This window comes from Euzebyella marina, from assembly GCF_003687485.1.
In the GTDB taxonomy this organism is placed as follows: Bacteria; Bacteroidota; Bacteroidia; order Flavobacteriales; family Flavobacteriaceae; genus Euzebyella; species Euzebyella marina.
In genome coordinates this window covers 4,336,669-4,359,329 of the sequence record NZ_CP032050.1, presented here as the reverse complement: position 1 = coordinate 4,359,329, position 22,661 = coordinate 4,336,669, and the positions used below count along the sequence as shown (strand labels likewise).

Below are 22,661 nucleotides of genomic sequence, written 5' to 3'. Positions count from 1 at the left end.
TTTTCTTCGCCGTAAAATGGATACTTTTAGGGGTATATTAAAATACGTTACAAATGATTTTTGAACATTTTGCCATCAATGTGAACAATATCACTGATAAAGTGAATTGGTATGTAAAGCATTTAGGGTTGAAAGTTGCCAGCGCCCAAACAGAGCCTCCGTTTATGACTTTTTTGGCGGATTCTGGAGGTCGTGTATTCATAGAGCTTTACTATAGGCCCGATGAGGCTATAACCGAGTTTGACGAGCAGCATTTCTTGACTTTTCACATGGCCATGGTTTCCGACAATGCAGAAGACGATAAAAACCGTTTGGTCGCGGAAGGAGCCACATTTGTCGAGGAGGTATTCAAACCCGACGGAAGTCATTTAGTGATGTTGAGAGATCCTTGGGGCATGCCATTGCAACTGTGTCAAAGAAAAGTCAAGTTTTAGTCTTCGGAATTCGGCCCGGGCAAAATCCACGGGTTGTGCCAGAAATAATTCCATTTGGCAGCGGCCAAGTCCACTTTTGGGTCAATAAATGCCCTGTAAGGCTTGCCGTTAATACTTACCCTTGAGTTTAGGGCATATACAGAAATGGTTTTGCCTTTTTCGGCGTACTCTTTTTTTAACCGTTGGGCGAACTGCCAAATAAAATCGGGGTAGGTGGCGATTCTGCGTAATTGTTTGTTGGTTAGGTATTCTTTTAAGTCAATCTTTTCTGCATTGCCTGTGTCTTTGTCTACGACCTGAAAGGTTACGGTGCCGCCTCTACTTCTCAGCATCATGCGCCAACTTAATCGGTGCCCTTCCTCCGTCCATAAAACATCGTCTTTAATTAAATGATGGCGAAGTGGCAGCAAAAGTTGAACAAGAAAATAAGTAGACCCTAAGACATAAATAAGTTTGGTATTTGTGGGTATTTGCAACTGTTTTAATACGTAAGGAACTTTATGCTTGAAGAATATCTTTCGAATGGTTTCAGGTTCAAAAAAGAAGACCGTAAAGGCTAAGGATAAATAAGGAAATATGCCTATTTGAAATACTACAGAATTAAATAGGTGGAAGAAAATAGAAGCAACAAAGGCGGCCTTTCTAGTGGGTTTCCAAAGAAGGGCCGGTATGATAAGTAGGTCAAAGATTATTCCGAAAACACCGACTATCTTATGAATCCAAGGTTCTTGAAGAATAGCGCCAATAATTGGGTATTCGGCTTTGTTCAACATCAAAACTTTGATAATTCCAAAATCTAACCAGTCGGCATACAATTTCGCAATCGAGGCATAGGTGTATACGATTAGAAGTTGAAGTGCCACTGCCCATTTAATATAGGAATGCATACTGTCAGCTTTGAGTTCGGGATTTCTACGAACATCTAGGGAGTAGCCCCTGTTGGCAGGGAAAAGGCACATCATCCCTGAAATCAATATCAATAGGTAATAATGGTTATTATACGATGTTTTTTGCATTAGGTAAACGCCTGTCCATAGAAGAGTAAAGGCAATGGTGCTGAAGCGATATCGATAGCCCAAAGCAATGAATATGCCGAGGGTGCCCATGATAAAAAAGTAAATATACATGCCATAGCCTGGCAAGGGCTGAAGCCAATCGAAACCTATAAAGTTAAAGGTGAACTGAGGCTCTACCAAGGTTCTTCTTACCCACCCGGTAATTATCGCCCCATAGCACTCAAGCATTACCAAAGTTCCAAAAAATACACGGAATATAATTAAGGGCGAATTATCGATTTTCGTAAATAGCAATCGCTTCATGTTCGGCAATGAAATGGAAGTCTCAAAGGTATTAAGTTATTGGTGAATTCCGGTTTTGAAATCAATCTTAACGATTGCAAAACTTCAACAAAACCCTTCCGTGCGATGAAAATCTTGATTTATTTTGAGAGAAATGAAATTGAAGTTTGGCGGTCTTTTTCAAGTTGATTTTTTAATTCTTCTACCGAATTAAACTTATGTTCGTCGCGTATTCTCTTTAGAATTTCGATTTGAATTTTTTGACCGTATAAATCTTTACTAAAATCAAAGAAATTGATTTCAGTGCTTTTTTCCTTTCCGGCGACAGTGGGGTTGTATCCAATGTTCATCATCCCAAATATCTGTTTGCCATTTATTTGGCTTTGAACGACATAGACCCCTTTTTTGGGTACTAATTTATAGTCTTCTGCTATGTGCAGGTTTGCTGTCGGGAAGCCAAGTTGCCTACCGAGGCCCTTACCTTTTTTAATGGTTCCTGTAAGCATGTAGTTATACCCTAGGTAAGAATTGGCGGTTTGTACGTCGCCTTCTTCAAGTGCCTTTCTGATCTTAGTTGAACTCACCGAAACCTCATCGATTTCTTGGGCCGGTATTTCTTCCACCTCAAAATCCAAAGTGCTTCCGAAAGCTTTTAAATCTGTAATGTTAGCGTTTCTATTTCGGCCAAATCGATGGTCGTAACCAATGATTATTTTTTTGGTCTTGAGGTCGTTTACTAAAATGTCACGCACGAATTCGGTAGCGGTCAATCTAGAAAATTCTCTTGTGAATGGGTGTATGATGAGTTGGTCAAGACCTAAATTTTCTAGAATTTTACATTTCTCATCTATGGTATTCAACAATTTAATGTCTGCATCTTTTTGCAATACCATTCTTGGGTGGGGAAAAAATGTAAGTACAGTTGATTTTAAATTAAGTGTGGCAGCATTTTTGATGAGCCTATCTAGAATTTTTCTATGGCCAATGTGCACACCGTCGAATGTGCCTATGGTAATGGCCGTGGGATGCTGTTCATCGTATTTGGATAGGCTTTGGACTGTTACCACGTACTAAAAATAATAAAAAGGCTTATATTTGAGATTGCGTTAATACCCCTGAATGGTTACAAAATTACGTCTTGTTTTTTCAATTACAATAGTATTTTTCTCCTTTTACGCTTCAGGGCAGAGCAAATATTGGGAAAAACTTTCTTCGCAAAACAATGCTGGCCGATCGGCACTGAAAGATTTTAAGGTACAGAACGGTCAAGTTTTTAATTTTCAAGAGAAACTCTTTAGAGAAGAACTACGCAATTCGACCACTTCGAAAGGTAGAAAACAGGTTGTATATTTTCCTAATAGTAAGGGGGAGATTGTCTCTTATGTGGTTGAAGAAACCTCTGTTTTTTCAAAGGCATTGTCGGAAAAGTATCCCGAAATAAAATCATATAGGGGTCACGCCTTGCAAAACCCAAGTCAGAAAATCAGGTTTAGTACATCGCACAAAGACGTACAGGCCATGATTGTCAATTCAAGTGAAGGGCATAACAGTTACATACAGAAGTCAAGTAACAATAAATATGTAATATATAAGCGCACATCGAAGAATGCCGAAGATTTTGATTTCATCTGTCGCACCCAAGATAAGATTCTTCAATCAGGGGCCAACTTAACGGCAAAACCTGTTGACGATCAGCTTTTAAGAAAATATAGAATCGCTATTTCTACAACGGCGGAATATACGCAGCATCACGGTGGTACAAAGGCCGATGCCTTGGCAGCCATCAATGCAACCTTAACTAGGGTCAATCAGGTTTTTGAGACCGACCTCGCTGTTACATTGGAATTAGTGCCGACTAATGATAGGGTGGTTTTTACCAATCCCTCTACCGACCCTTACAGTGGTAGCCTTTCGGCGTTGGGTAATCAAGCGCAAAGAACTTTTGATGATGAAATCGGTGTTTCTAACTACGACCTGGGGCACGTACTTCACAAAGGCGAAAATGGCGGTAATGCAGGATTTATAGGGGGAATATGTACTAACGGACAAAAAGGAAGCGCCTATTCATCAGGGCAGCAACCCGAAGGCGATGTTTTTGACCTCGATTTTGTCGCACATGAAATTGGCCATCAACTAGGTGCTAATCACACTTGGTCTTATGAGCTTGAAGGTACTTTGGTGCAGGTAGAGCCTGGAAGCGGTTCAACTATTATGGGATACGCCGGTATCACTGAAAATGATAATGTGGCGCCCAATGGTGACGATTATCTTCACTATGTAAGTATCGAACAAATTACAGAAACACTAAGAACCAAAAGCTGTGGTGAGGCTTTTTCTTTGGTCAATGAACCGCCTGTGGTGCAACCGGTAGAAGATTATATCATTCCTAAATCAACAGCGTTTGTTTTAACGGGTAATGCTACCGATTCCGACGCCGAAGATGTGCTGACCTATACATGGGAGCAAATAGATAACGGGGTGGTAACAAGTGCTACCTTTGGCCCGACCAACCCCAGTGGTGCCAATTTCAGGTCAAGACCGCCGAATCTTTCAGGTACAAGATATTTTCCTCAATTGTCTCGGGTTTTAAATGGTAACCTTATTCAAGAAAACCCTACTCAAGGAGCCGCGTGGGAGACGGTTTCCGATGTGGAACGGGAACTGAACTTTGCCTTGACCGTTCGCGATAATGCCGAGGGTGGGGGGCAGGTTGTTTCCGAGTTGGTGAATATTTTGGTAACCAATAATAGCGGACCTTTTGCGGTAACATCACAAACGACCTCTTCAAATTTAGTGGCCGGTGAAGTCGAAACGGTAGAATGGGATGTTTCCAACACCGATATAGCTCCAATAAGTACTGAATTTGTAGATATTCTTTTATCAAATGATGGGGGGCAGACATTCAGTACTGTTCTCGCGTCAGGGGTCGCCAATGACGGTTCGCATAACATTATTGTACCCGCCATCCCTACTTCCGAAGCAAGAATTATGGTGAGACCGGTCGATAATATTTACTATGCAGTGAATGCGGTCGATTTTTCAATTGAGGTATCGGAAATCGTAATGAATTTTGAGTCTTTAGAGTATGAAGTATGTCAGTTCAACGATTTAACGGTACCATTTGCTTACGAAACTTATTTGGGCTTTAGTGAAGAGGTAGTGTTTTCCGTGGAAGACCTCCCTGAAAATCTAACAGTGACAATTGAGCCCGATACCGTTATAACAGGTGGGGTCGATGTAGAACTCTTATTTGAAAATACTGAAAATGTTCTTGAAGGTAGTTATCCAATACGTGTTTTGGCTACATCGAACAGTGTGGTCAAAGAGGTGCCTTTGGTTATAAATATTTATGATAATAACTTCACGCCTATACAGGCGACCGCACCTGAAAACGGTACCGACCACGCTTCGGTAAAAACACAGTTGCAATGGGAAGGTGACGCCTCCTATACCTCATATGAGGTACAGATAGCCACCAATTCAAGTTTTTCCAATATCGTAGAAGTTGCAACGGTAACATCTAACTTTTTTACGCCTACCGATTTGCAAAATCAAACCACTTATTATTGGAGGGTTCGCCCATTAAATACATGTGGTGCAGGTAGTTTTAACGCTGCCAATAGTTTTACCACCGTACAAGTAAGTTGCGAAAGTAAAGAAGCGGTGAATTTACCTTTAGAGATATCTGCGGTGGGTACTCCGCAAATCAGGTCTTCCATTTCATTTTTTGAAGATTTGCCGGTATCCGATTTAAACGTAAACCTTAATATCGAACATAGCTTTACGGCCGATTTGGTGGTTCGTCTAATCTCTCCTCAGGGTACTACGGTTACGTTGCTTTCAAATTCATGTGGCGATTTGCAGAACATCGAAGCAACATTTGATGATGACGGAGATCCGATTATTTGCGGTCTTGACGGTGCCAACGCGATTAGCGGTACGGTACAGCCATTGGGAACGCTAAGTTCATTTAATGGGGAATCTGTCTATGGTGAGTGGATTTTGGAAGTGGCGGACAACGCTTCATCTGACGGCGGCGGTCTTATTGATTTTTCTTTGGATATCTGTGTTGAGGGTCAATTTAGGCCAGATGCCGATAATGATGGCGTTTTTGATGATGGTGACGATTTGTGTTTGGGCACTCCCGAGGGTGTCGAGGTAAATACTTCAGGGTGTCAAATATTTCGTTTTCCAACTGATAACTTCACTGTTTCTGTAGAAAGTGAATCATGTCGAAACAATGATGACGGAAAGATAACCATCGAGCCGAAATTGAAATTAGATTATACTATTTCGCTTTCTGGTAACGGGATCGATATCAGTGATGAATTTACAACTTCTTATTTGGCTGAGAACCTCAGTTCTGGCAGTTATCAAGTTTGTATAGTGGGCTCGGCTACCGATATGGTTTATGAAGAATATTGTTTTGAGGTATTTGTTTCTCAACCAGAAGCTCTGGGGGTTACTGCTGTTATTGTTGAAAACGGAAGCCAGCTATCGCTCAATATGTCGGGTTCACAACTTTATACCATTGAATTGAACGGTAATATTATCAAAACGGACAAGAGTACTATGCTCTTAGATTTGTCTAGCGGTAAAAACTTGCTAACGGTTTCTACTGACAATACATGTCAGGGTGTTTTTCAAGATACATTTGTTCTAAATGATCGAACGATGGTATTTCCCAATCCTTTTAAAGAATCGACAAAAGTTTGGTTAGGTTCCGTTGAGAGGGAGGTTTCTATCAGTATTTTTGCATCTAATGGGCAGCTTGTTTTACAAAAACAACATGTTGTTAATGGCAATAGGGAAGTTGATTTAAACTTTACAGGTCTCCCAAGGGGAATGTATGTCATAAGATTGGATGGCGAAGGCGTATCAGAATCTGTCAAGGTGATCAAGCAATGAGATTGATAATTGTATACATAGTATGTGCGTTGTTCTTTGTCGGATGCAAAAAAGATTCGCCAAAGGCACCAGAAGCGGCTACCCTTGTGGCACCTGCCAAAAATTCGGAATGCACCCCACTTCAGAGCGACAATGGTACTAGTAGTGTAGTGCGCTTCAATTGGCTGGCATCTGACCATACCGAAACCTACGAACTGCAAGTGACCAATCTTGAAACGGGTACGGTTCACAATAAAATTACCAGCAATACGGTAGAGACCCTTTCTTTAAGCAAGGGTGCTGCATTTTCTTGGGTGGTAATCTCAAGTAATTCAAAAACCAACAAGACCGCTAGTAGTGGTTCTTGGTTCTTTTATAACCCAGGTACTGAAACTTCATATGTGCCATTCCCAGCTGAAATACTTAATCCGGAACCGGGTGCAACTGTGTTTCGTGACATTAACAATGAGGTGACCTTGAATTGGTCGGGTGCCGATTTAGATGACGATGTCGTTCAATACGATGTTTATTTTTCCACAGAAAACCCGCCAGAGGAACTTTTGGCTAGTGTAAATGGTAATATAGAGGCCCGTAGCGTAAGCGTTGAACACGATACGGTTTATTATTGGAGGGTTGTTACAACAGATTCTGAAGGCAACACCTCAGATTCTGGCATTGTCGATTTTAGGTGCCATTAAAATTGTTCATGGTGTTTTTGACACCCGCAAACATGAACGACTTTATTACTTCAACTGATTTTTCCAATCTTTCCGAAAGTGATTTCTTTTCTTCTTCAGACCATTCGCCAAGAACATATTCTACTTGTCTGCCCTTACCAAAATCGGCACCCACCCCAAAACGGAACCTGTTGTAATTGGTATTTTGCAAAGTATTCTGAATGTCTTTAAGTCCGTTATGGCCTCCGGCGCTTCCTTTTGTTTTTAACCGAATGGTACCAAAAGACAGATTGATATCATCGGTAATGACCAAGACATTTTCTAAGCTAATATTCTCTTTGTCCATCCAATATTTGAGTGCCTTACCACTAAGGTTCATATAGGTAGAAGGTTTTAGGCAGAGTGCGCTTTTACCTTTGTATTTAAAGGTGCCTACATCGCCAAGTTTCTGGGTCTCGAAAGTAAACGATTCTTTTTCGGCCAATGCGTCAAGAACCTTAAAACCGATATTGTGCCGGGTTTCCGAATACTTTTCTCCTATGTTTCCTAGGCCTACGATTAAAAATTTTTTCATTAGGTCTGGTTCTTCTAAAATGGTCTTGTCTTTATTGAATAGTGATTTTAGAAAAGAAAGCATGTTTTTCAAATTTCCGTAAAAATACAAAAGCACCCCAAGGTTAAATGGAGTGCTTTATATTTTAAAAGTGAAAAAGTTTATTCTTGACTTTCTCCTCCTTCGCTTGCTGCTTCTGGTGCTGCAGCTTCAGCTCCTTCGGCATCTTCATCACCTTCTTCCTCTTCGTCATCGGTAACTACCGCCGAACGCTGAGTTTTAACTTGAACAACAACAGTTGTATCAGGGTGAAGAATGGTGAAATCATCGCTTAACAATGTTTCTACGGTAATGTTCTGCCCGATTCTCAATTTAGAGATATCAATATCGAAGAAATCAGGTAATTTGTCAGGTAAAGCTTTGATGGCAAGCTTTCTCTTTCTGAACAATAAACGCCCCCCGTTTCTAACCCCAGGAGAATTACCTTGAAGACGAACAGGTATGTTCATGGTTACTTCTTTGTCATCAAATAACTGATAAAAGTCGATATGCAAAATGTTGTCAGTCACTGGGTGAAACTGAATGTCTTGCATAATGGCGTTTACTTTGGTGCCACCCAAGTCAATCTGCACAGTGTGTGCGGCCGGGGTATACACTAAATCTCTGAACGCTAGTTCTTCTGCTGAAAAGTGTAAAGGTGTTTCCCCTCCGTAAACTACGCAAGGAACCTTTCCAGCATTACGTAGGGCCTTCGTTGCCTTTTTGCCCACGCTTTCTCTTTCTGATCCTTTAATTAAAATTGACTTCATTTTATGTATAAATAGTTAATAAAATACTTCTTTGGTCGCCCTTACATTAAAAACTTAGAGGCGATAGATGTGTTGTGGTGCACGCGGTGCATCACATCGGCAAATAGATCTGCACAGCTCAGTACCTTTACTTTGGAACTGTCTTTTTTGGTCGGAATTGAATCTGTGATGATCAGTTCCGATAACTGTGAATTTTCTATTCTCTCATATGCCTTGCCGGACAACAGACCATGTGTTGTTATGGCCCTCACACTTTTTGCTCCTCTTTCCATCATCAGGTCGGCGGCTTTGGTAAGCGTACCAGCAGTGTCTACCATGTCGTCTACCAGAACAACGTTTTTGCCTTGTACGTCACCAATCAACTCCATATGTGATATTACGTTGGCCTTGGCCCGTTGCTTGTAACAAATCACAACATCGCTTTCCAAAGCTTTCGAATAGGCATATGCCCTTTTCGAACCTCCCATATCGGGCGAAGCAATGGTTAAGTTGTCGAGATTTAGTTTTTTTAGATAAGGTAAAAACAAAGTAGAGGCGAACAAGTGGTCGACAGGCTTTTCAAAGAAACCTTGAATTTGATCGGCGTGCAGATCCATAGTAATGATACGGGTGGCGCCGGCCGCTTCTAGCATTTTAGCTACCAATTTGGCTGCTATAGGTACTCTTGGCTTGTCTTTTCGGTCTTGGCGTGCCCAACCGAAATAAGGCATCACGGCAGTAATGTGTCTTGCCGAAGCTCTTTTCGCTGCATCGAGCATCAACAACATTTCCATTAAGTTTTCCGAACTAGGGTTCGTAGAACCGATGATAAAAATTCGTGCCCCGCGCACCGACTCTTCAAAAGAAGGCTGAAACTCACCGTCGCTATACCTTGAAAACAGAACTTTACCTAAATCCGTACCGTAGGATTTGGCAATTTTTTCTGCTAGTTCAGTACTTTGCGTACAAGCAAAAATCTTAGGTTCGGGAACTTGATAGGGCATTGATAAAATGTTGTGAACTAGTTTATTGTCGTCCCTTTTTTCTAGGGAGGTGCAAATTTAGAAATTTATTTGTGTTGCTAAAGGATAAATCTTGTTATTTTTTTGGGATGGATATAAAAATATTTTATAGTTTTGCAGTCCGTTTTCGCCTTGGTGGCGTTTCCGATAGATATCGGAAGGTAGACGCGCTTCTTGGACACTTATAAGGTAATGGAGTGAAAAACAAAAAGCGGATGAAAATGCCTTGGTGGCGGAATTGGTAGACGCGCTGGATTCAAAATCCAGTTCTTTCGGGAGTGTGGGTTCGATTCCCACCCAAGGTACTGAAAAACCCTGTTAATTAATTGATTGACGGGGTTTTATGTTTTATAGCCTTGCAATTTAATTCTGTCAATTTAATAGTTCTCTTTCAATTCTGTGCGCCAATAAATTATAAGTAGGCTATACTTCAAACAGTTTTCTGCGATTTTACATAGCAGGGTCAATTAGGCGAGGGACCACATTATAGAAGGAATTCTAATAGCACGAATACGACTTATGTCCTTTTTTAAGTTTTAAAGAATCTCAAATTTGATATTTGCTCCGAATCTTATTAGGGTATGATAAAGTATTTACTTTTTCTCTAAAAGTATTTTCAAATTTTTGCCAAGTAGATTGTTCCATCCCCATTCAAATCTTTCCCTTTTAAAATGAGGGTCATCAGGGAAACTTTCAAGACCCGTATGTGTGATTCTAATTTTTGTTCCGCTATCAGTAGAAAATAGGTCGAATGTAACCTCAGATACCCCTTGGTAACCCTTATAAGCCCAAATGTGCGCTAATGTGTCAGGTTTGTTAATTTTGGTTACGACCCATTTTTTTCGATAGGTATCGCCAATATCCTCGAATTTGAACTCACAACCAACTTTTGGTATAAATTCCTTTAGTTGCGGAAAGTACCATATTTTCATTTTTTCTGAATTCGTCATTGCCTCCCAAACATCTTTTTTTGGGGCATTATAAAAGAATTCCATTATTAGAGGGTTGTCCATATCCTAAATTTGTTTTCTTCTGTGCAGTTATATTTCTAGTATAAATGAGAATCTTCTAAAAAAGATATCAATAGTTTTTTGTCAATCATAAAATTTTTAGTTCAAATGCCGCAGTGCTTTAGATCGATATTTGATAAGATGTACCGAGCGTTGGCAAAAATGCTTTTAGTTCTTCGGCAGCCATATTTCTAATATGACAGAGTATCCTGCCCGTCTATGGTCTTGTTAAAAAGTTCCCCCTTAGCTCTAATCCATAGGTTGATATATGACTATACTAATCTGTTTACGGTTTACTCTTTTAATTGGTAAATTCTTGATGCTAACCAATAACCGGTACTCCAATTTTTGTAACTAACCATTCATCTATTTATATGGAAGACTTTTCTATTCATTGACTATCGAGCGTTCTTTCTTATCCAACTTTTGAGTGAACATTAAAGTTGAAAAGCCTTAAATTTAAGTGCTTATCCAAATGCTTTCTGCCAAGTTTGGGTATTATATTACTAAAGATTGATAGCCAACTTCAAAAAGTGTACAATAAACACTATTTTTTTCTATATTTATTTCCCTAAAATTTAAAGCGTTTTGCAGAAACCATTTCAAATCAATCGTGCCTACAAAGAAGTGCAGCAAATTACCGTAGCGGTAGACTGCTTGATTTTTGGGTTCAATGATGGTAAACTAGAATTGTTGTTGGTCCATAGAGGGTTTGAACCCGAAAGAGATCGTTGGTCGCTGATTGGTGGCTTTGTGTTAAATGAAGAAGATTTAGATGAGGCGGCCCATCGTGTATTGAGCGATTTAACAGGGCTTGATGATGTGTATATGGAGCAAGTGCGCACATTTGGCAAGGCACACCGAGACCCCTATGAAAGAGTACTTTCGGTTACGTACAGTGCTCTAGTGCTCAAGAAAGATTACAATGATGAGCTTGTTAAAAGTTACCAGGCCGAATGGTTTCCCATAGATGGTTTGCCCGAGCTTATTTTTGACCACAAAGATATGGTCGACTCGGCGATGCAGCGGCTCCGTCGACGGATTAAAAGTGGCCCGGTTGGGTTTAACCTTTTACCGAAGAAATTTACGTTGCCACAGCTTCAAAAACTCTACGAAGCTATTTTGGGAGAAGAAATCGACAAAAGAAATTTTAGAAAAAAACTCAACTCAATGGATTTTCTCGTAAAACTCGACGAGAAAGACAAATCTGAATCTAAAAAAGGGGCCTACCTCTATGAGTTAGATGAAGAGAAATACAACCACATCAAAAACTTTAATATTTAAAACTCAACTCTATGTGCCAATCAAATGGTATTGTCAAGTGCCGTACGCTATCTAACTTAGCCGCTAACCGTTTCTATCATGTTTAGCCTTGGGCTAGATTTTGGATCTGATTCGGTCCGCGCCCTTCTTGTGAACACAGAAACGGGAGAAGAGGTAGCAACCTCGGTACATTACTATAAAAGATGGAAAGAAGGCAAGTACTGCAATGCCTCTACCAACCAATTTCGCCAACATCCTTTAGATTATATCGAGGGCATTGAGTCCACTGTTCGACAAATTGTAGCTGAGGTGGGGGAAGAAGTTTCCAAAAGTATTGTTGGAATAGGGATTGACACAACTGGATCTACTCCTGTGGCGGTGAACGAGCAAGGAATCCCCTTGGCTTTAACGGAAGGATTTGAGGAAAACCCGAATGCCATGTTTGTACTATGGAAAGACCATACAGCCATTCAAGAGGCTGCAGAAATTAATGAACTTTGCAAAAAATGGGAGATAGATTATTCTAAATATGAAGGTGGAATTTACTCTTCAGAATGGTTTTGGTCTAAAATTTTACATGTTTCCCGTATAGATGAGTCCGTATTGGATGCAGCCTATTCATGGGTAGAGCATTGCGATTGGGTGCCTTTCTTGTTAACGGGTGGTACTGACGTCAAAGGAATGAAACGCAGCAGATGTGCTGCGGGACACAAAGCTCTATGGCATGAAGAGTTTGGCGGACTCCCGTCCAATGAGTTTTTTGCGTCTTTGGACCCCATTTTAGATGGGTTGCGCGACCAAATGTTCACTAAGACCTATACTTCCGATGTATCGGCAGGTACTTTAAGTGCCAATTGGGCCGAACGTCTGGGTTTATCACCAAATGTTGAAGTAGCTGTTGGCGCGTTCGATGCCCACATGGGCGCGGTAGGGGCCCAAGCAGAACCTTTCTACTTGGCCAAGATCATGGGTACTTCTACCTGTGATATTTTGGTAGCTCCTATGGAAGGTGAAGAGAAATTGGTCAAGGGTATTTGCGGGCAGGTAGATGGTTCGGTCATTCCGGGAATGTTAGGGTTAGAGGCTGGCCAATCCGCTTTTGGCGATATCTATGCCTGGTTTGAAAAATTATTGGCTTGGCCCATTAAAGAATTGATCGGAGGTTCAAGCTTGATAGATGAAAAAACCAAGAGCAAGCTAGTTTCAGAGGCTGTGGAAAAAATTCTTCCAGAACTCAGTAAAGCCGCCGAAAAAGAACCCATTGGGGCTTCGGGCGAACTGGCACTGGATTGGATGAACGGCAGAAGAACCCCTGATGCCAACCAAAATTTAAAAGGCGTCATTGCGGGGATCAACTTGGGGAGCACCTCTCCTAAGATTTTTAGGGCATTGGTAGAAGCTTCCTGTTTTGGAGCCAAAAAAATTGTAGACCGATTTTTATCCGAAGGTATTCCTATCAAAGGGGTGGTCGCTTTAGGCGGTGTAGCAAAAAAGTCGCCCTTTATCATGCAGATGATGGCCAATGTACTTAACATGCCTATTAAAGTGGTTCAATCGGAGCAAGCATGTGCACTTGGGGCTGCCATTTTCGGTGCCGTAGCAGGAAAGGTTTATAAAACGGTTCCACAGGCTATGCAGAAAATGGGAAGCGATTTTGAAACGGTGTATCATCCAGAAGCTGCGAAAGTTACAGCCTACGAAGAAGTATATCAAAAGTACAATGCCTTGGCCGAAGTAATGGAGCCTCACATCATGAAACAAGCTGTAAAATGAGCGCATATAAAACTTTAAAAGAGGAAACTTACGAAGCCAATATGAGATTGCCAGAGCTTGGTTTGGTGTTGTTCACTTTTGGCAATGCCAGCGCGGTGGATAGAAATAAGGGCGTTTTTGCCATCAAACCGAGCGGAGTGCCATATGCCGACTTAAAAGTTGAAGATATTGTAATCTGCGATTTTGATGCCAATGTAGTGGAAGGTAGTATGAGACCATCATCCGACACCAAGACACATGCGGTACTTTATAAAGAATGGAACGAGATTGGCGGTGTGGTGCATACGCACTCCACTTACGCAACGGCTTGGGCCCAAGCACTTAAAGATATTCCCATTTTTGGTACCACTCATGCTGATCATTTGACATCAGACATACCTTGTGCGCCTCCTATGAAAGACGATTATATTCAAGGAGATTATGAGCATATGACAGGGTATCAAATAATAGATTGCCTAAAAGAACGCGGTTTTGACCATAATGAGGTTGAAATGATCTTGGTAGGTAATCATGCCCCATTTACTTGGGGAAAGACCGCTCACAAGGCAGTTTACAACAGTGCGGTTTGTGAAGAGGTGGCCAAAATGGCCCACCTAACTTTGCAGATCAACCCAAATGCAAAACAACTTAAAGAGGCTCTTAAAAAGAAGCATTTTGAACGTAAACATGGGGGCAACTCCTATTACGGTCAAGAATAAGAACCTTTTCTCAATCAACTAAAACAATATTATGAAAGGATTGGATACGCTTGACTGGGTGGTAATCGCCCTCTATTTTCTGGTACTTTTAGGAGTGGCATGGTGGGTCATCATGCAAAAACAAAAAAATACGGAGGATTACTTTCTCGCCGGCAGAAACATTGGCTGGTTCGTGGTGGGTGCTTCCATATTTGCTTCCAACATTGGCTCTGAGCATGTAGTAGGTCTCGCCGGAAACGGGGCAGGAGACAAAATGCCGTTACTTATTTATGAACTGCATGCTTGGCTCGTTCTTATGCTGGGTTGGGTCTTTTTACCGTTTTACGCGCGTAGTGGGGTGTTTACAATGCCAGAATTTTTGGAAAGAAGGTTTGATGCCCGCTCTCGGTGGGTATTGTCCATCGTTTCATTGATTGCCTATATATTGACAAAGGTGTCGGTAACCATCTATGCCGGTGGGGTGGTCGTTTCGGCGCTGTTAGGAATCCCTTTTTGGATTGGGGCCGTAGCAACGGTGGTTCTCACGGGACTTTACACGGTTTTGGGCGGAATGCGTGCCGTAGTATATACGGAAACTATTCAGGCCATTGTTTTGGTCATTGGAGCCGGGATTCTTACCTATTTAGGATTGGATGCCGTAGGCGGATGGGGCGAACTCAAAGAAACCGTAGGTGCCGATTATTTCAATATGTGGCGACCTAATTCTGACCCAGATTATCCGTGGATGCCATTGTTCATTACCAGTACCGTAGTGGGTATTTGGTATTGGTGTACCGATCAGGTTATTGTGCAGCGCGTGCTCACCGCTAAAAACATCAAGGAAGGTAGAAGGGGAAGTATCTTTGGAGCGTTACTTAAATTAATGCCGGTATTTCTATTCTTAATTCCCGGTGTTGTTGCTTTGGGATTAAAAATGCAAGGAAAATTGGATTGGGACAGTCCGGATGAGGCCTTTCCGGTGTTGATGAGTAACTTGATGCCTTCCGGATTGCGAGGTTTGGTCGCTGCGGGACTTTTAGCGGCCTTGATGAGCTCTTTGGCTTCGGTCTTTAATTCGTGTTCCACTCTTTTTACCTTGGATATCTATAAAAAGCTAAAACCTGAAAAGCCCGAAGAAGAATTGGTGAAAACAGGCCGAATCGCCACATTCTTTGTGGTTGGTTTGGGTCTTCTTTGGATTCCTATCATCACCACGCTATCCGACGGATTATACGAATACCTGCAAAATGTGCAAGCCTACATTTCGCCCCCGATTGCGGCGGTGTTCCTTTTAGGAATTTTCTATAAGCGAATCAATGCCAATGGCGCCATCGCTACCTTGGTAGGTGGTTTTCTCATTGGTTTCACCAAATTGACCCTGGAAATTTTAAAGTCAAGTTTTGCCGAAGGCAGTTTTATGTTTCAACTGGCCGATATTAATTGGTTGGTGTTTGGGGCTTACTTTTTCGCCATGTGTATTGCCATAGCGGTTGTAGTAAGTATGTTCTACCCTGCCCCGTCTCAAACCCAACTGGCCGGCTTGACATTTGGTAACGTATCCGCAGAACAAAAAGAAGAAGGTAAAGGCAGTTACAATATCTGGGATATAATAACCTCCGTTGCCGTACTCCTTATTGTAGTGTATATAATGATTTCTTTCAGTACCCTAAGTTTATAAAGAAGAAAAAGTAGATAATGATCAATATTTCCCATTACGAGGTTTGGTTGATAACCGGAAGCCAGCATCTTTACGGCCCTGAAACTCTAGAACAGGTTACAAAACACTCTCAAGAGATTGCCCAATTTTTAAATGCAGAAAAGACCATTCCGGTAAAGGTACTTCATAAACCTACCGTAAAAACGCCGGATGAAATATACAGGCTTTGTATGGAAGCCAACAACACCGAGAATTGTGTTGGTTTGGTCACTTGGATGCATACCTTTTCCCCTGCAAAAATGTGGATTGCCGGTTTAAAAGCCTTACAAAAACCATTTCTTCATTTGCACACCCAGTTCAATAGGGATATTCCTTGGGATACGATTGATATGGATTTCATGAACTTGAATCAGTCCGCACATGGCGGGCGTGAGTTCGGTTTTATGGCCTCGCGTATGCGAATGAATAGGAAAGTGGTCGTAGGCCATTGGCAAGATGAATCCGTGATTGAGAAAGTTGCCAACTGGTGCAGGGTCACCTGTGCCGTAGCCGATTCCAAAAAAATGAAGGTAGCCCGTTTTGGAGACAATATGCGGCAAGTGGCCGTTACTGATGGCAACAAAGTGTCCGCCCAAATAAAATTTGGGTACGAGGTAAATGGTTATGGTGTAGGGGATTTGGTGAAGTTCATTAATGCCATCTCCGAGAAACAAATGGAAACCTTGGTTCAGGAGTATGAAGAAACTTACCAATTGGTGAAAGCATTAAAATCCGATGGAAACATGCGTACATCTTTGTTGGATGCCGCCAAAATTGAACTGGGAATGCGCGCTTTTTTAGAAGATGGAGGTTACACAGCCTTTACCGATACCTTTGAAGATTTGCACGGCATGAAACAGCTTCCCGGCATTGCCACCCAAAGATTGATGGCCAGTGGTTACGGTTTCGGTGGGGAAGGAGATTGGAAAACAGCTGCCCTTGTGAGAACCATGAAGGTCATGGGCACCGGGCTAGAAGGCGGAAACAGTTTTATGGAAGACTATACCTATCACTTCCATCCGTCAAAATCAAGTTGTCTGGGCTCCCATATGCTCGAAATTTGTCCGACGATTGCTGATGGCAATGTACGTTGCGAAGTACACCCCTTAGGCATTGGCGGAAAGGAAGACCCAGTACGTTTGGTTTTCAATTCCGGTGCAGGAAAGGCATTGAACGCTTCCATTGTTGATATGGGCAACCGTTTTAGAATGTTGGTGAACAAAGTAGAGGCTTTGGAAATTGAACACGATATGCCAAAACTTCCCGTCGCCAGAGTGCTATGGGACCCGAAACCAGATTTGCAGACCGCCGCAGCGGCGTGGATTTATGGAGGTGGTGCACACCATACCTGTTACAGCCAAAATATTTCAGCTGAATCCCTAGAAGATTTTGCTGAAATCATGGATATTGAATTTTTGTTGATTGACGAAAAGACAGACTTATATCGCTTTAAGCAAGAATTACGCTGGAACGATGCCGCCTATGTTTTGAATAAGAGCTTATAATAGCTTAAGGCTTCACACTAATTTGAACGGCTTCACAGCTTTTTAAATCGGAATTAAGAATAATTTTTTCCGAAGTACTGCCATCCGTAATCTCAATGGATACTGTGTTGGGGGGCGATTTTCCTAAGTTATGGGCGTAAAGAAATAGGTCGTTGGGTTTGCCTTTTTCTAATTTACAGGTCACCCTTTTTCTTTGGTATGTAAGAAGATGTTTGGCTATAACTGTTTTTCCGTTGAGGTAGATAGAGACAATATCGTCGTCTTGTCTACCATGGTCCCAAATATCAATAGTGATATCTTCTTTGTCAAAGGCAACTTCTTTTACGTAGGTGATATTACGGCCATCAAACTGGTTGACCGGTTCCACAACCTTAGTGGATGATGGTGTAGGTTTTTGTCGATTTTTCTCCTCGTAGGCCTTCTTTCTCGCATCTGAAATAGGGTTTTTAATAGAAAAATAAGGAGTGGCAAACTTGGCTATTTGATATTTGTTATCAGGAAAAAGCTCAATACCTACCACTTGATAAGCATCACCGGTACTAATATTCTTGGCCAGAATAATATCGGAAACACTGAAGGAATTTTTAAAAGTACCCAGTTCTTGAACCACCATATCGTTTAATGCTAAAAAGAACCTAATAGATTTCTCGGAGCCGATGTTTATGGTAGACCATTCCAACTTTGCCGGTTGGGTTATATCCCAAACTGTAGACGAGTTGGGGTAGCTAATATCTATTTTGGTCTTTTTATTAGTAGAATCATTGGGTATTTCCTGCAGTTGCGAAAAAGGCATAGAATTAACCTCTGCCATGCCTTTGGCATAAGAACTTGTCCAAAGGCATAGAAGCCCTATGAACAGAAAAATGTATTTCGCTTTAAAAAACGACACTCCAAAAATTTTTGCCCCACGTTTACCCATTTTTAATTGGGAAACATGACTGTAGTACTTGATATAACGCAGATTAGCTTTAAATGTTGGGTGTACGGGTCAAAAATTACTTGCTCTTCTTATCGCCTAACTTATTCTCGAAAAGAAAAACACCATTTTTGTTGGCGATAACAATATCCGGCTTTCCATTTTTATCCATATCGGCAATGGCAATATTGAGTCCGGCACCCGAATTAGAATCGATGATGTGCTCTTTGAAATGGGGAGCTTTTTCCGGAGTGAATTCAATCCAAAAGAGAAAAGGCGTATCGGCATCTCCGGCATCATTGCCATTATGAGCCAAAAACCTTTTGCCCGTAACCCAATCCTCGATGCCGTTGCCATCTAGGTCAACCATTATGGAAGAATGCGTTTGGGCCGTTGTATTGGTAATCAGATTGGTCGTAAAACTGCCAGATTTGTCTTGTTGGTGCCACCAAACCCCTAATTTATGGGCGGAAGCGCTTAGCACATCGTTCAGGCCATCCTCATTCACATCAAACACATACATGTGGGAACAGGGTTCCCCCAAATTGGCTTTATGAAACTCCCAATTTCCTGATTTTAAATCTGCGGTTCCCTTGAACCATCCATCAGTAACCAATACATCTTTGAAGCCATCACCATCTACATCCCCATAACCAATACCGTGTGAATATTGTTCGGTGCCCGAAACATTTTCTTTAGTGAGCGGGTAACGCTTCCATTCGGTCTCGCCCTTGGTTTTTGGAGCTTGAAGCCAAACAATTTGTTTTTTATCCACATCGCCACATAGAATATCTAAGCGGCCGTCGCCATCAATATCGACAAAACCAGGAGATTCATTCGAAATGCCTGTAGAATCGGCAATGATATGTTTCGGCCACTGGCCTTCTTTATTTTTAGGGTTTTCGAACCAAAAGCCCGCTTTTCCGGGGTAATCAACGATGACCACATCGTCCCAACCATCTAAATTTACATCCATTCCCAAGTTCAGGAACGACTCGCTATACTCTTTGTACGGGTCATAACTTCTGGAAGGTGCCATCTCATGACGTTCCCAATTGGGTGCTTCGAACCAGTAGTAACCGGCCACAATGTCAAGTCTACCATCATTGTTCAAATCGGCGGTAGCCACCCCTTCTGAAATAAAATCTTTCGTAATGGTTGTTTTTACAAATCCGCTTTCGACTTTCTGCGCATGAAAATGGCATGTGGCGAAGAAAATCAAACCGTATAATGCCGTTTTAGTAAAAGGTTTGAAAGATAGTTGGGCCATGAAATGGTTTATTTGTTTAGTAGCGAATCTATCATTTTCTGATGGGGTTCTGATAACTCGCCCCTTAAATTGTTTAAGGCTTTTTTAACTTCTGAGGAATTGATTTCAGCAGTTCTTCGAATCATATACGGAAGCAAGTTAGGCATTTTCGACCTCATGGATAGGGCCAAGGCCCGCTTTGGATTTATTTCTGCCAAAGGTTCAGTGGCATACCAAAGCATAAGTGGAATGTTATGGTCTTCGGCGTCCTCTTCCCTTACGGATAGAGCTTCTAAAACGCCCCATCTTTTTTCTAGATCAAGACGCATCATGGCAGATGTCAAATACAGTCTTACCAAAGGAGAACTGTCATTTTTGGCCAAGGACTCAAATTTCTTAAGAATAGAAGTACTTACCTCCTTCTTTTCAGCTAGTAGTTGTATGGCCCAACTTCTAATGTATTCGTCTTTTTGTTCCAGTAATTCACCGAGTTCGGCCTCGGTAAGACCTTCAGTGGCATGCAATGTCCATAAGGCCCTCAGTCTTTTGGTGGACTCAGGATTTTCTTTTAATATTTTTTTCAATGCTGAATGAACCTTTGGGTTGGGGCCTCTTTCTTGAAGTAAGGTGCGAGCTTGCCGAACGTACCATTCGTTCTCGCTTAAATGATAATCGACTAATTCGAGGTCGGTGGCTTCATATAGATTCACCTTTTTCCACTTATCGTTCTTATGGGTAATCTTGAATATGCGACCCAATTCTTTATCGTGAACATCAGGGTTGGCGCTATGGCACTGATTCTTGTCATACCAATCAATAGCAAATACCGATCCACTGGGGTCATACTTGAAATTGAGCCATTGGGACCAAGAATCGTTCATGACCAAAAAATCATCATTATGGGAAGCTATATAACCCGACCTGGAACGCGTTAATTGGTCATTATTCAAACGCGCACCATTTATGTTGTTCATGAAAATGGTGTTCTTATATTTCTCGGGCCACGTATCGCCACCCAAATAAATCATGGCCCCGGCATGGGCATGACCACCACCTGCCGCTGCCGACCGGAAGTTGCCGGCATGTGGCCCTCGGTCTCCCAGATAATGCACGTGGTCACTTATTTCTTTGATTTCACCATAGGTGTACGGATTAAAATGTTCACCGCCTTGGCGAATATATCGGGCCCCTTGAACCACATGAAACATGTGCGGAATAACACAAACCGTTATGAACGGATGTCCATAGTCGTTAAAATCAATTCCCCAAGGGTTACTGGTTCCTTCAGAGAAAATTTCAAACTCATGTCTCGTAGGATGGTACCGCCAGACCGCGGCGTTCAATTTTTGGCGTTCAGAATCGGGAGTACCTGGTTTTCCTACATTGGAATGCGTAAACACCCCATGTACCCCATAGAGCCATCCGTCTGGGCCCCAACGTAAATTGTTCAACACCTCATGGGTGTCATCAAGCCCCCATCCGTCCAAAAGAACTTCGGGCGGTCCCGCAGGAAGGTCTTTCTCCGCATCCAAAGGAATAAATAATAAATAGGGAGCGGCTCCTACCCAAACGCCGCCCATACCTACTTCGATACCACTGGCCATGTTCAAGCCTTCAATGAACACTTTTTTCTTATCCAAATTACCATCCCCATTGGTGTCTTCAAAAATCAAGATACGGTCTTTTCCTTTTCCTTCTTCGGCGGGAACGGGATAGGTATGACCTTCTACGACCCATAGGCGACCTCTCGCATCAATGGTAAAGCTAATGGGGCGAATGATATCAGGTTCCGCAGCTGCCAAAGTGATTTTAAAATCGTCAGGTAGGGTCATGGCCTTCGCAGCTTCTTTTCCGGAAAGCCCCGAATTGACAATAGGGTCTAAAGGGGGGAGTATGATAATATCTTCTTGTCGTAATTGGTTGGGAAAACTAGGGCGACTGGGGTAGAATAGAAAATCATCAAAATTAATATGTGCCCATACATCATCTCGAATGTAGGGAATGGGCGAAGTACCCGTTTCGTTATCAATAATTCTAATATAAATCTTTTGATTAAGGTAATCGCTCAAATCAACTACCACAGGTTGAAGGGTAGCTCTGCCTTGCCCTGTTGATTTAAAAATGACCTTGTCATTTTCTGCCAATACAATTTCTACCCTGGTATCGGCCAAAGCCCCACCTGAAACTTTAAAGGAAGCAAAAGGGTGTTGAACTTCAAAAGGAGAAGAGGTAAGCTTACCTTTCTTTTTATAGTCTTTGGTGCCGCCACTGCTTAGAAAATAATTACCGGCGAAACCTACTTGAGCATTCTCTTCATGAATCGGGGTCGGGTCACTAAAAATGGGGTTTTTGAACGCATCGCCTTCAGCTTTCCAACCGGTAAGGTCTCCTTTTTCAAAATTGAGGTTTAGGGTGTCTCCATTTTTGGTAGGAACGATTCCGGCAATGACGGGAGTGTCAATTTTTCCTTCTACAATCTGAAATTTCCCCACCATACCAGCGGCCCTGTGACCGGGAACCGTGCAGAAATAGGTGTCATCGGCTTCGGCCCAAAAAGTAATCTGTGTAGATGAGCCCTCTTCGAGCAGGGTGCTACTTTTTATTCCTAATTTTTCCATGGCAATGTCATGGGTCATCGTCTCACCGTTGGTAATGGTAATTCTTACCCTGTCGCCTTTATTGGCTTTAAGGGTAGGGTTGCGAGTACCGTCATCCCCAAAATACCCAAGCATGCTGGCCTCTAACCAATATTCCCTATCAATAATGGTGGAATCTCTGAGTTCTACCGTTTCATTGTTCTTTTTATGGTCCGTTTTGCAGGATGTTATAAACAACAGGGGGCATAACAAAACACAGTAGGGAAAGAGGTTCTTGTAGTTGAGCATGAATGTGGTGGGTTAAGTTGGTTTTGGT

Annotated in this window: 17 protein-coding genes and 1 tRNA gene; 9 read left to right on the top strand and 9 right to left on the bottom strand. The window is 41.9% G+C overall.

Annotated elements, in window-relative coordinates:
- Positions 1-53: 53 nt before the first annotated feature.
- Positions 54-434 carry a VOC family protein gene (locus D1013_RS18680; RefSeq protein WP_121850271.1) on the top strand — a complete coding sequence of 127 codons (381 nt, stop codon included), beginning with the start codon at positions 54-56 and terminating at the stop codon, positions 432-434.
- Here D1013_RS18680 and D1013_RS18675 read toward each other — a convergent pair.
- Positions 431-1,753, bottom strand: coding sequence for an HTTM domain-containing protein (locus D1013_RS18675; protein ID WP_121850270.1), 1,323 nt, complete (start codon positions 1,751-1,753; stop codon positions 431-433). The genes D1013_RS18680 and D1013_RS18675 overlap by 4 nt on opposite strands.
- Before the next feature lie 119 nt (positions 1,754-1,872).
- Positions 1,873-2,799, bottom strand: a complete 927-nt coding sequence (locus tag D1013_RS18670) for a bifunctional riboflavin kinase/FAD synthetase (protein ID WP_121850269.1) — start codon at positions 2,797-2,799, stop codon at positions 1,873-1,875.
- Between the two features lie 52 nt (positions 2,800-2,851).
- Here D1013_RS18670 and D1013_RS18665 point away from each other — a divergent pair, with 52 nt between their 5' ends.
- Positions 2,852-6,640, top strand: coding sequence for a reprolysin-like metallopeptidase (locus D1013_RS18665; RefSeq protein WP_121850268.1), 3,789 nt, complete (start codon positions 2,852-2,854; stop codon positions 6,638-6,640).
- Positions 6,637-7,317, top strand: a complete 681-nt coding sequence (locus D1013_RS18660; protein WP_162987949.1) for a hypothetical protein — start codon at positions 6,637-6,639, stop codon at positions 7,315-7,317. The genes D1013_RS18665 and D1013_RS18660 overlap by 4 nt, the downstream gene beginning before the upstream one ends.
- On the opposite strand, the gene pth is transcribed toward D1013_RS18660, so the two are convergent.
- From pth to D1013_RS18645, 3 genes are all read right to left on the bottom strand, one after another.
- Positions 7,304-7,933, bottom strand: a complete 630-nt coding sequence (gene pth, locus D1013_RS18655; protein WP_121850266.1) for an aminoacyl-tRNA hydrolase — start codon at positions 7,931-7,933, stop codon at positions 7,304-7,306. The genes D1013_RS18660 and pth overlap by 14 nt on opposite strands.
- 77 nt (positions 7,934-8,010) lie before the next feature.
- A complete protein-coding gene (locus D1013_RS18650; protein ID WP_121850265.1) occupies positions 8,011-8,658 on the bottom strand; it encodes a 50S ribosomal protein L25/general stress protein Ctc in 648 nt (215 codons plus the stop codon).
- Between the two features lie 41 nt (positions 8,659-8,699).
- Complete coding sequence (locus D1013_RS18645) at positions 8,700-9,641, bottom strand: ribose-phosphate pyrophosphokinase (protein ID WP_121850264.1); 942 nt, start codon at positions 9,639-9,641, stop codon at positions 8,700-8,702.
- A gap of 241 nt (positions 9,642-9,882) precedes the next feature.
- On the opposite strand from D1013_RS18645, the gene D1013_RS18640 reads away from it, so the two are divergent.
- Positions 9,883-9,964: transfer RNA gene (locus D1013_RS18640), tRNA-Leu, on the top strand.
- Positions 9,965-10,252: 288 nt separating this feature from the next.
- Here D1013_RS18640 and D1013_RS18635 read toward each other — a convergent pair.
- Entirely contained in the window at positions 10,253-10,672 is a 420-nt protein-coding gene (locus D1013_RS18635; protein ID WP_121850263.1) for an SRPBCC family protein, read from the bottom strand.
- A gap of 585 nt (positions 10,673-11,257) precedes the next feature.
- Here D1013_RS18635 and D1013_RS18630 point away from each other — a divergent pair.
- From D1013_RS18630 to araA, 5 genes are all read left to right on the top strand, one after another.
- Entirely contained in the window at positions 11,258-11,953 is a 696-nt protein-coding gene (locus D1013_RS18630; protein ID WP_225621401.1) for an NUDIX hydrolase, read from the top strand.
- A 78-nt stretch (positions 11,954-12,031) separates the two neighbouring features.
- Complete coding sequence (locus D1013_RS18625) at positions 12,032-13,705, top strand: ribulokinase (RefSeq protein WP_121850262.1); 1,674 nt, start codon at positions 12,032-12,034, stop codon at positions 13,703-13,705.
- The gene (locus tag D1013_RS18620) at positions 13,702-14,403 is read left to right on the top strand and encodes an L-ribulose-5-phosphate 4-epimerase (protein WP_121850261.1); all 702 of its coding nucleotides are present in this window, start codon (positions 13,702-13,704) and stop codon (positions 14,401-14,403) included. Before D1013_RS18625 ends, D1013_RS18620 begins: the two co-directional genes overlap by 4 nt.
- Positions 14,404-14,434: 31 nt before the next feature.
- On the top strand, positions 14,435-16,060 hold the full coding sequence (locus tag D1013_RS18615; RefSeq protein ID WP_121850260.1) for a sodium:solute symporter: 1,626 nt from the start codon (positions 14,435-14,437) through the stop codon (positions 16,058-16,060).
- A 17-nt stretch (positions 16,061-16,077) separates the two neighbouring features.
- Entirely contained in the window at positions 16,078-17,583 is a 1,506-nt protein-coding gene (gene araA, locus D1013_RS18610) for an L-arabinose isomerase (protein ID WP_121850259.1), read from the top strand.
- 4 nt (positions 17,584-17,587) lie between these two features.
- Here araA and D1013_RS18605 read toward each other — a convergent pair whose 3' ends face one another.
- The 3 genes from D1013_RS18605 to D1013_RS18595 all read right to left on the bottom strand — a co-directional run bounded on the left by D1013_RS18605 (position 17,588) and on the right by D1013_RS18595 (position 22,633).
- Entirely contained in the window at positions 17,588-18,472 is an 885-nt protein-coding gene (locus tag D1013_RS18605) for a hypothetical protein (protein ID WP_162987948.1), read from the bottom strand.
- A 106-nt stretch (positions 18,473-18,578) separates the two neighbouring features.
- Positions 18,579-19,769: an FG-GAP repeat domain-containing protein gene (locus tag D1013_RS18600; RefSeq protein WP_121850257.1), complete on the bottom strand. Its 1,191-nt coding sequence runs from the start codon at positions 19,767-19,769 to the stop codon at positions 18,579-18,581.
- A gap of 8 nt (positions 19,770-19,777) precedes the next feature.
- A complete protein-coding gene (locus D1013_RS18595; RefSeq protein ID WP_121850256.1) occupies positions 19,778-22,633 on the bottom strand; it encodes a PVC-type heme-binding CxxCH protein in 2,856 nt (951 codons plus the stop codon).
- Positions 22,634-22,661: the final 28 nt, after the last annotated feature.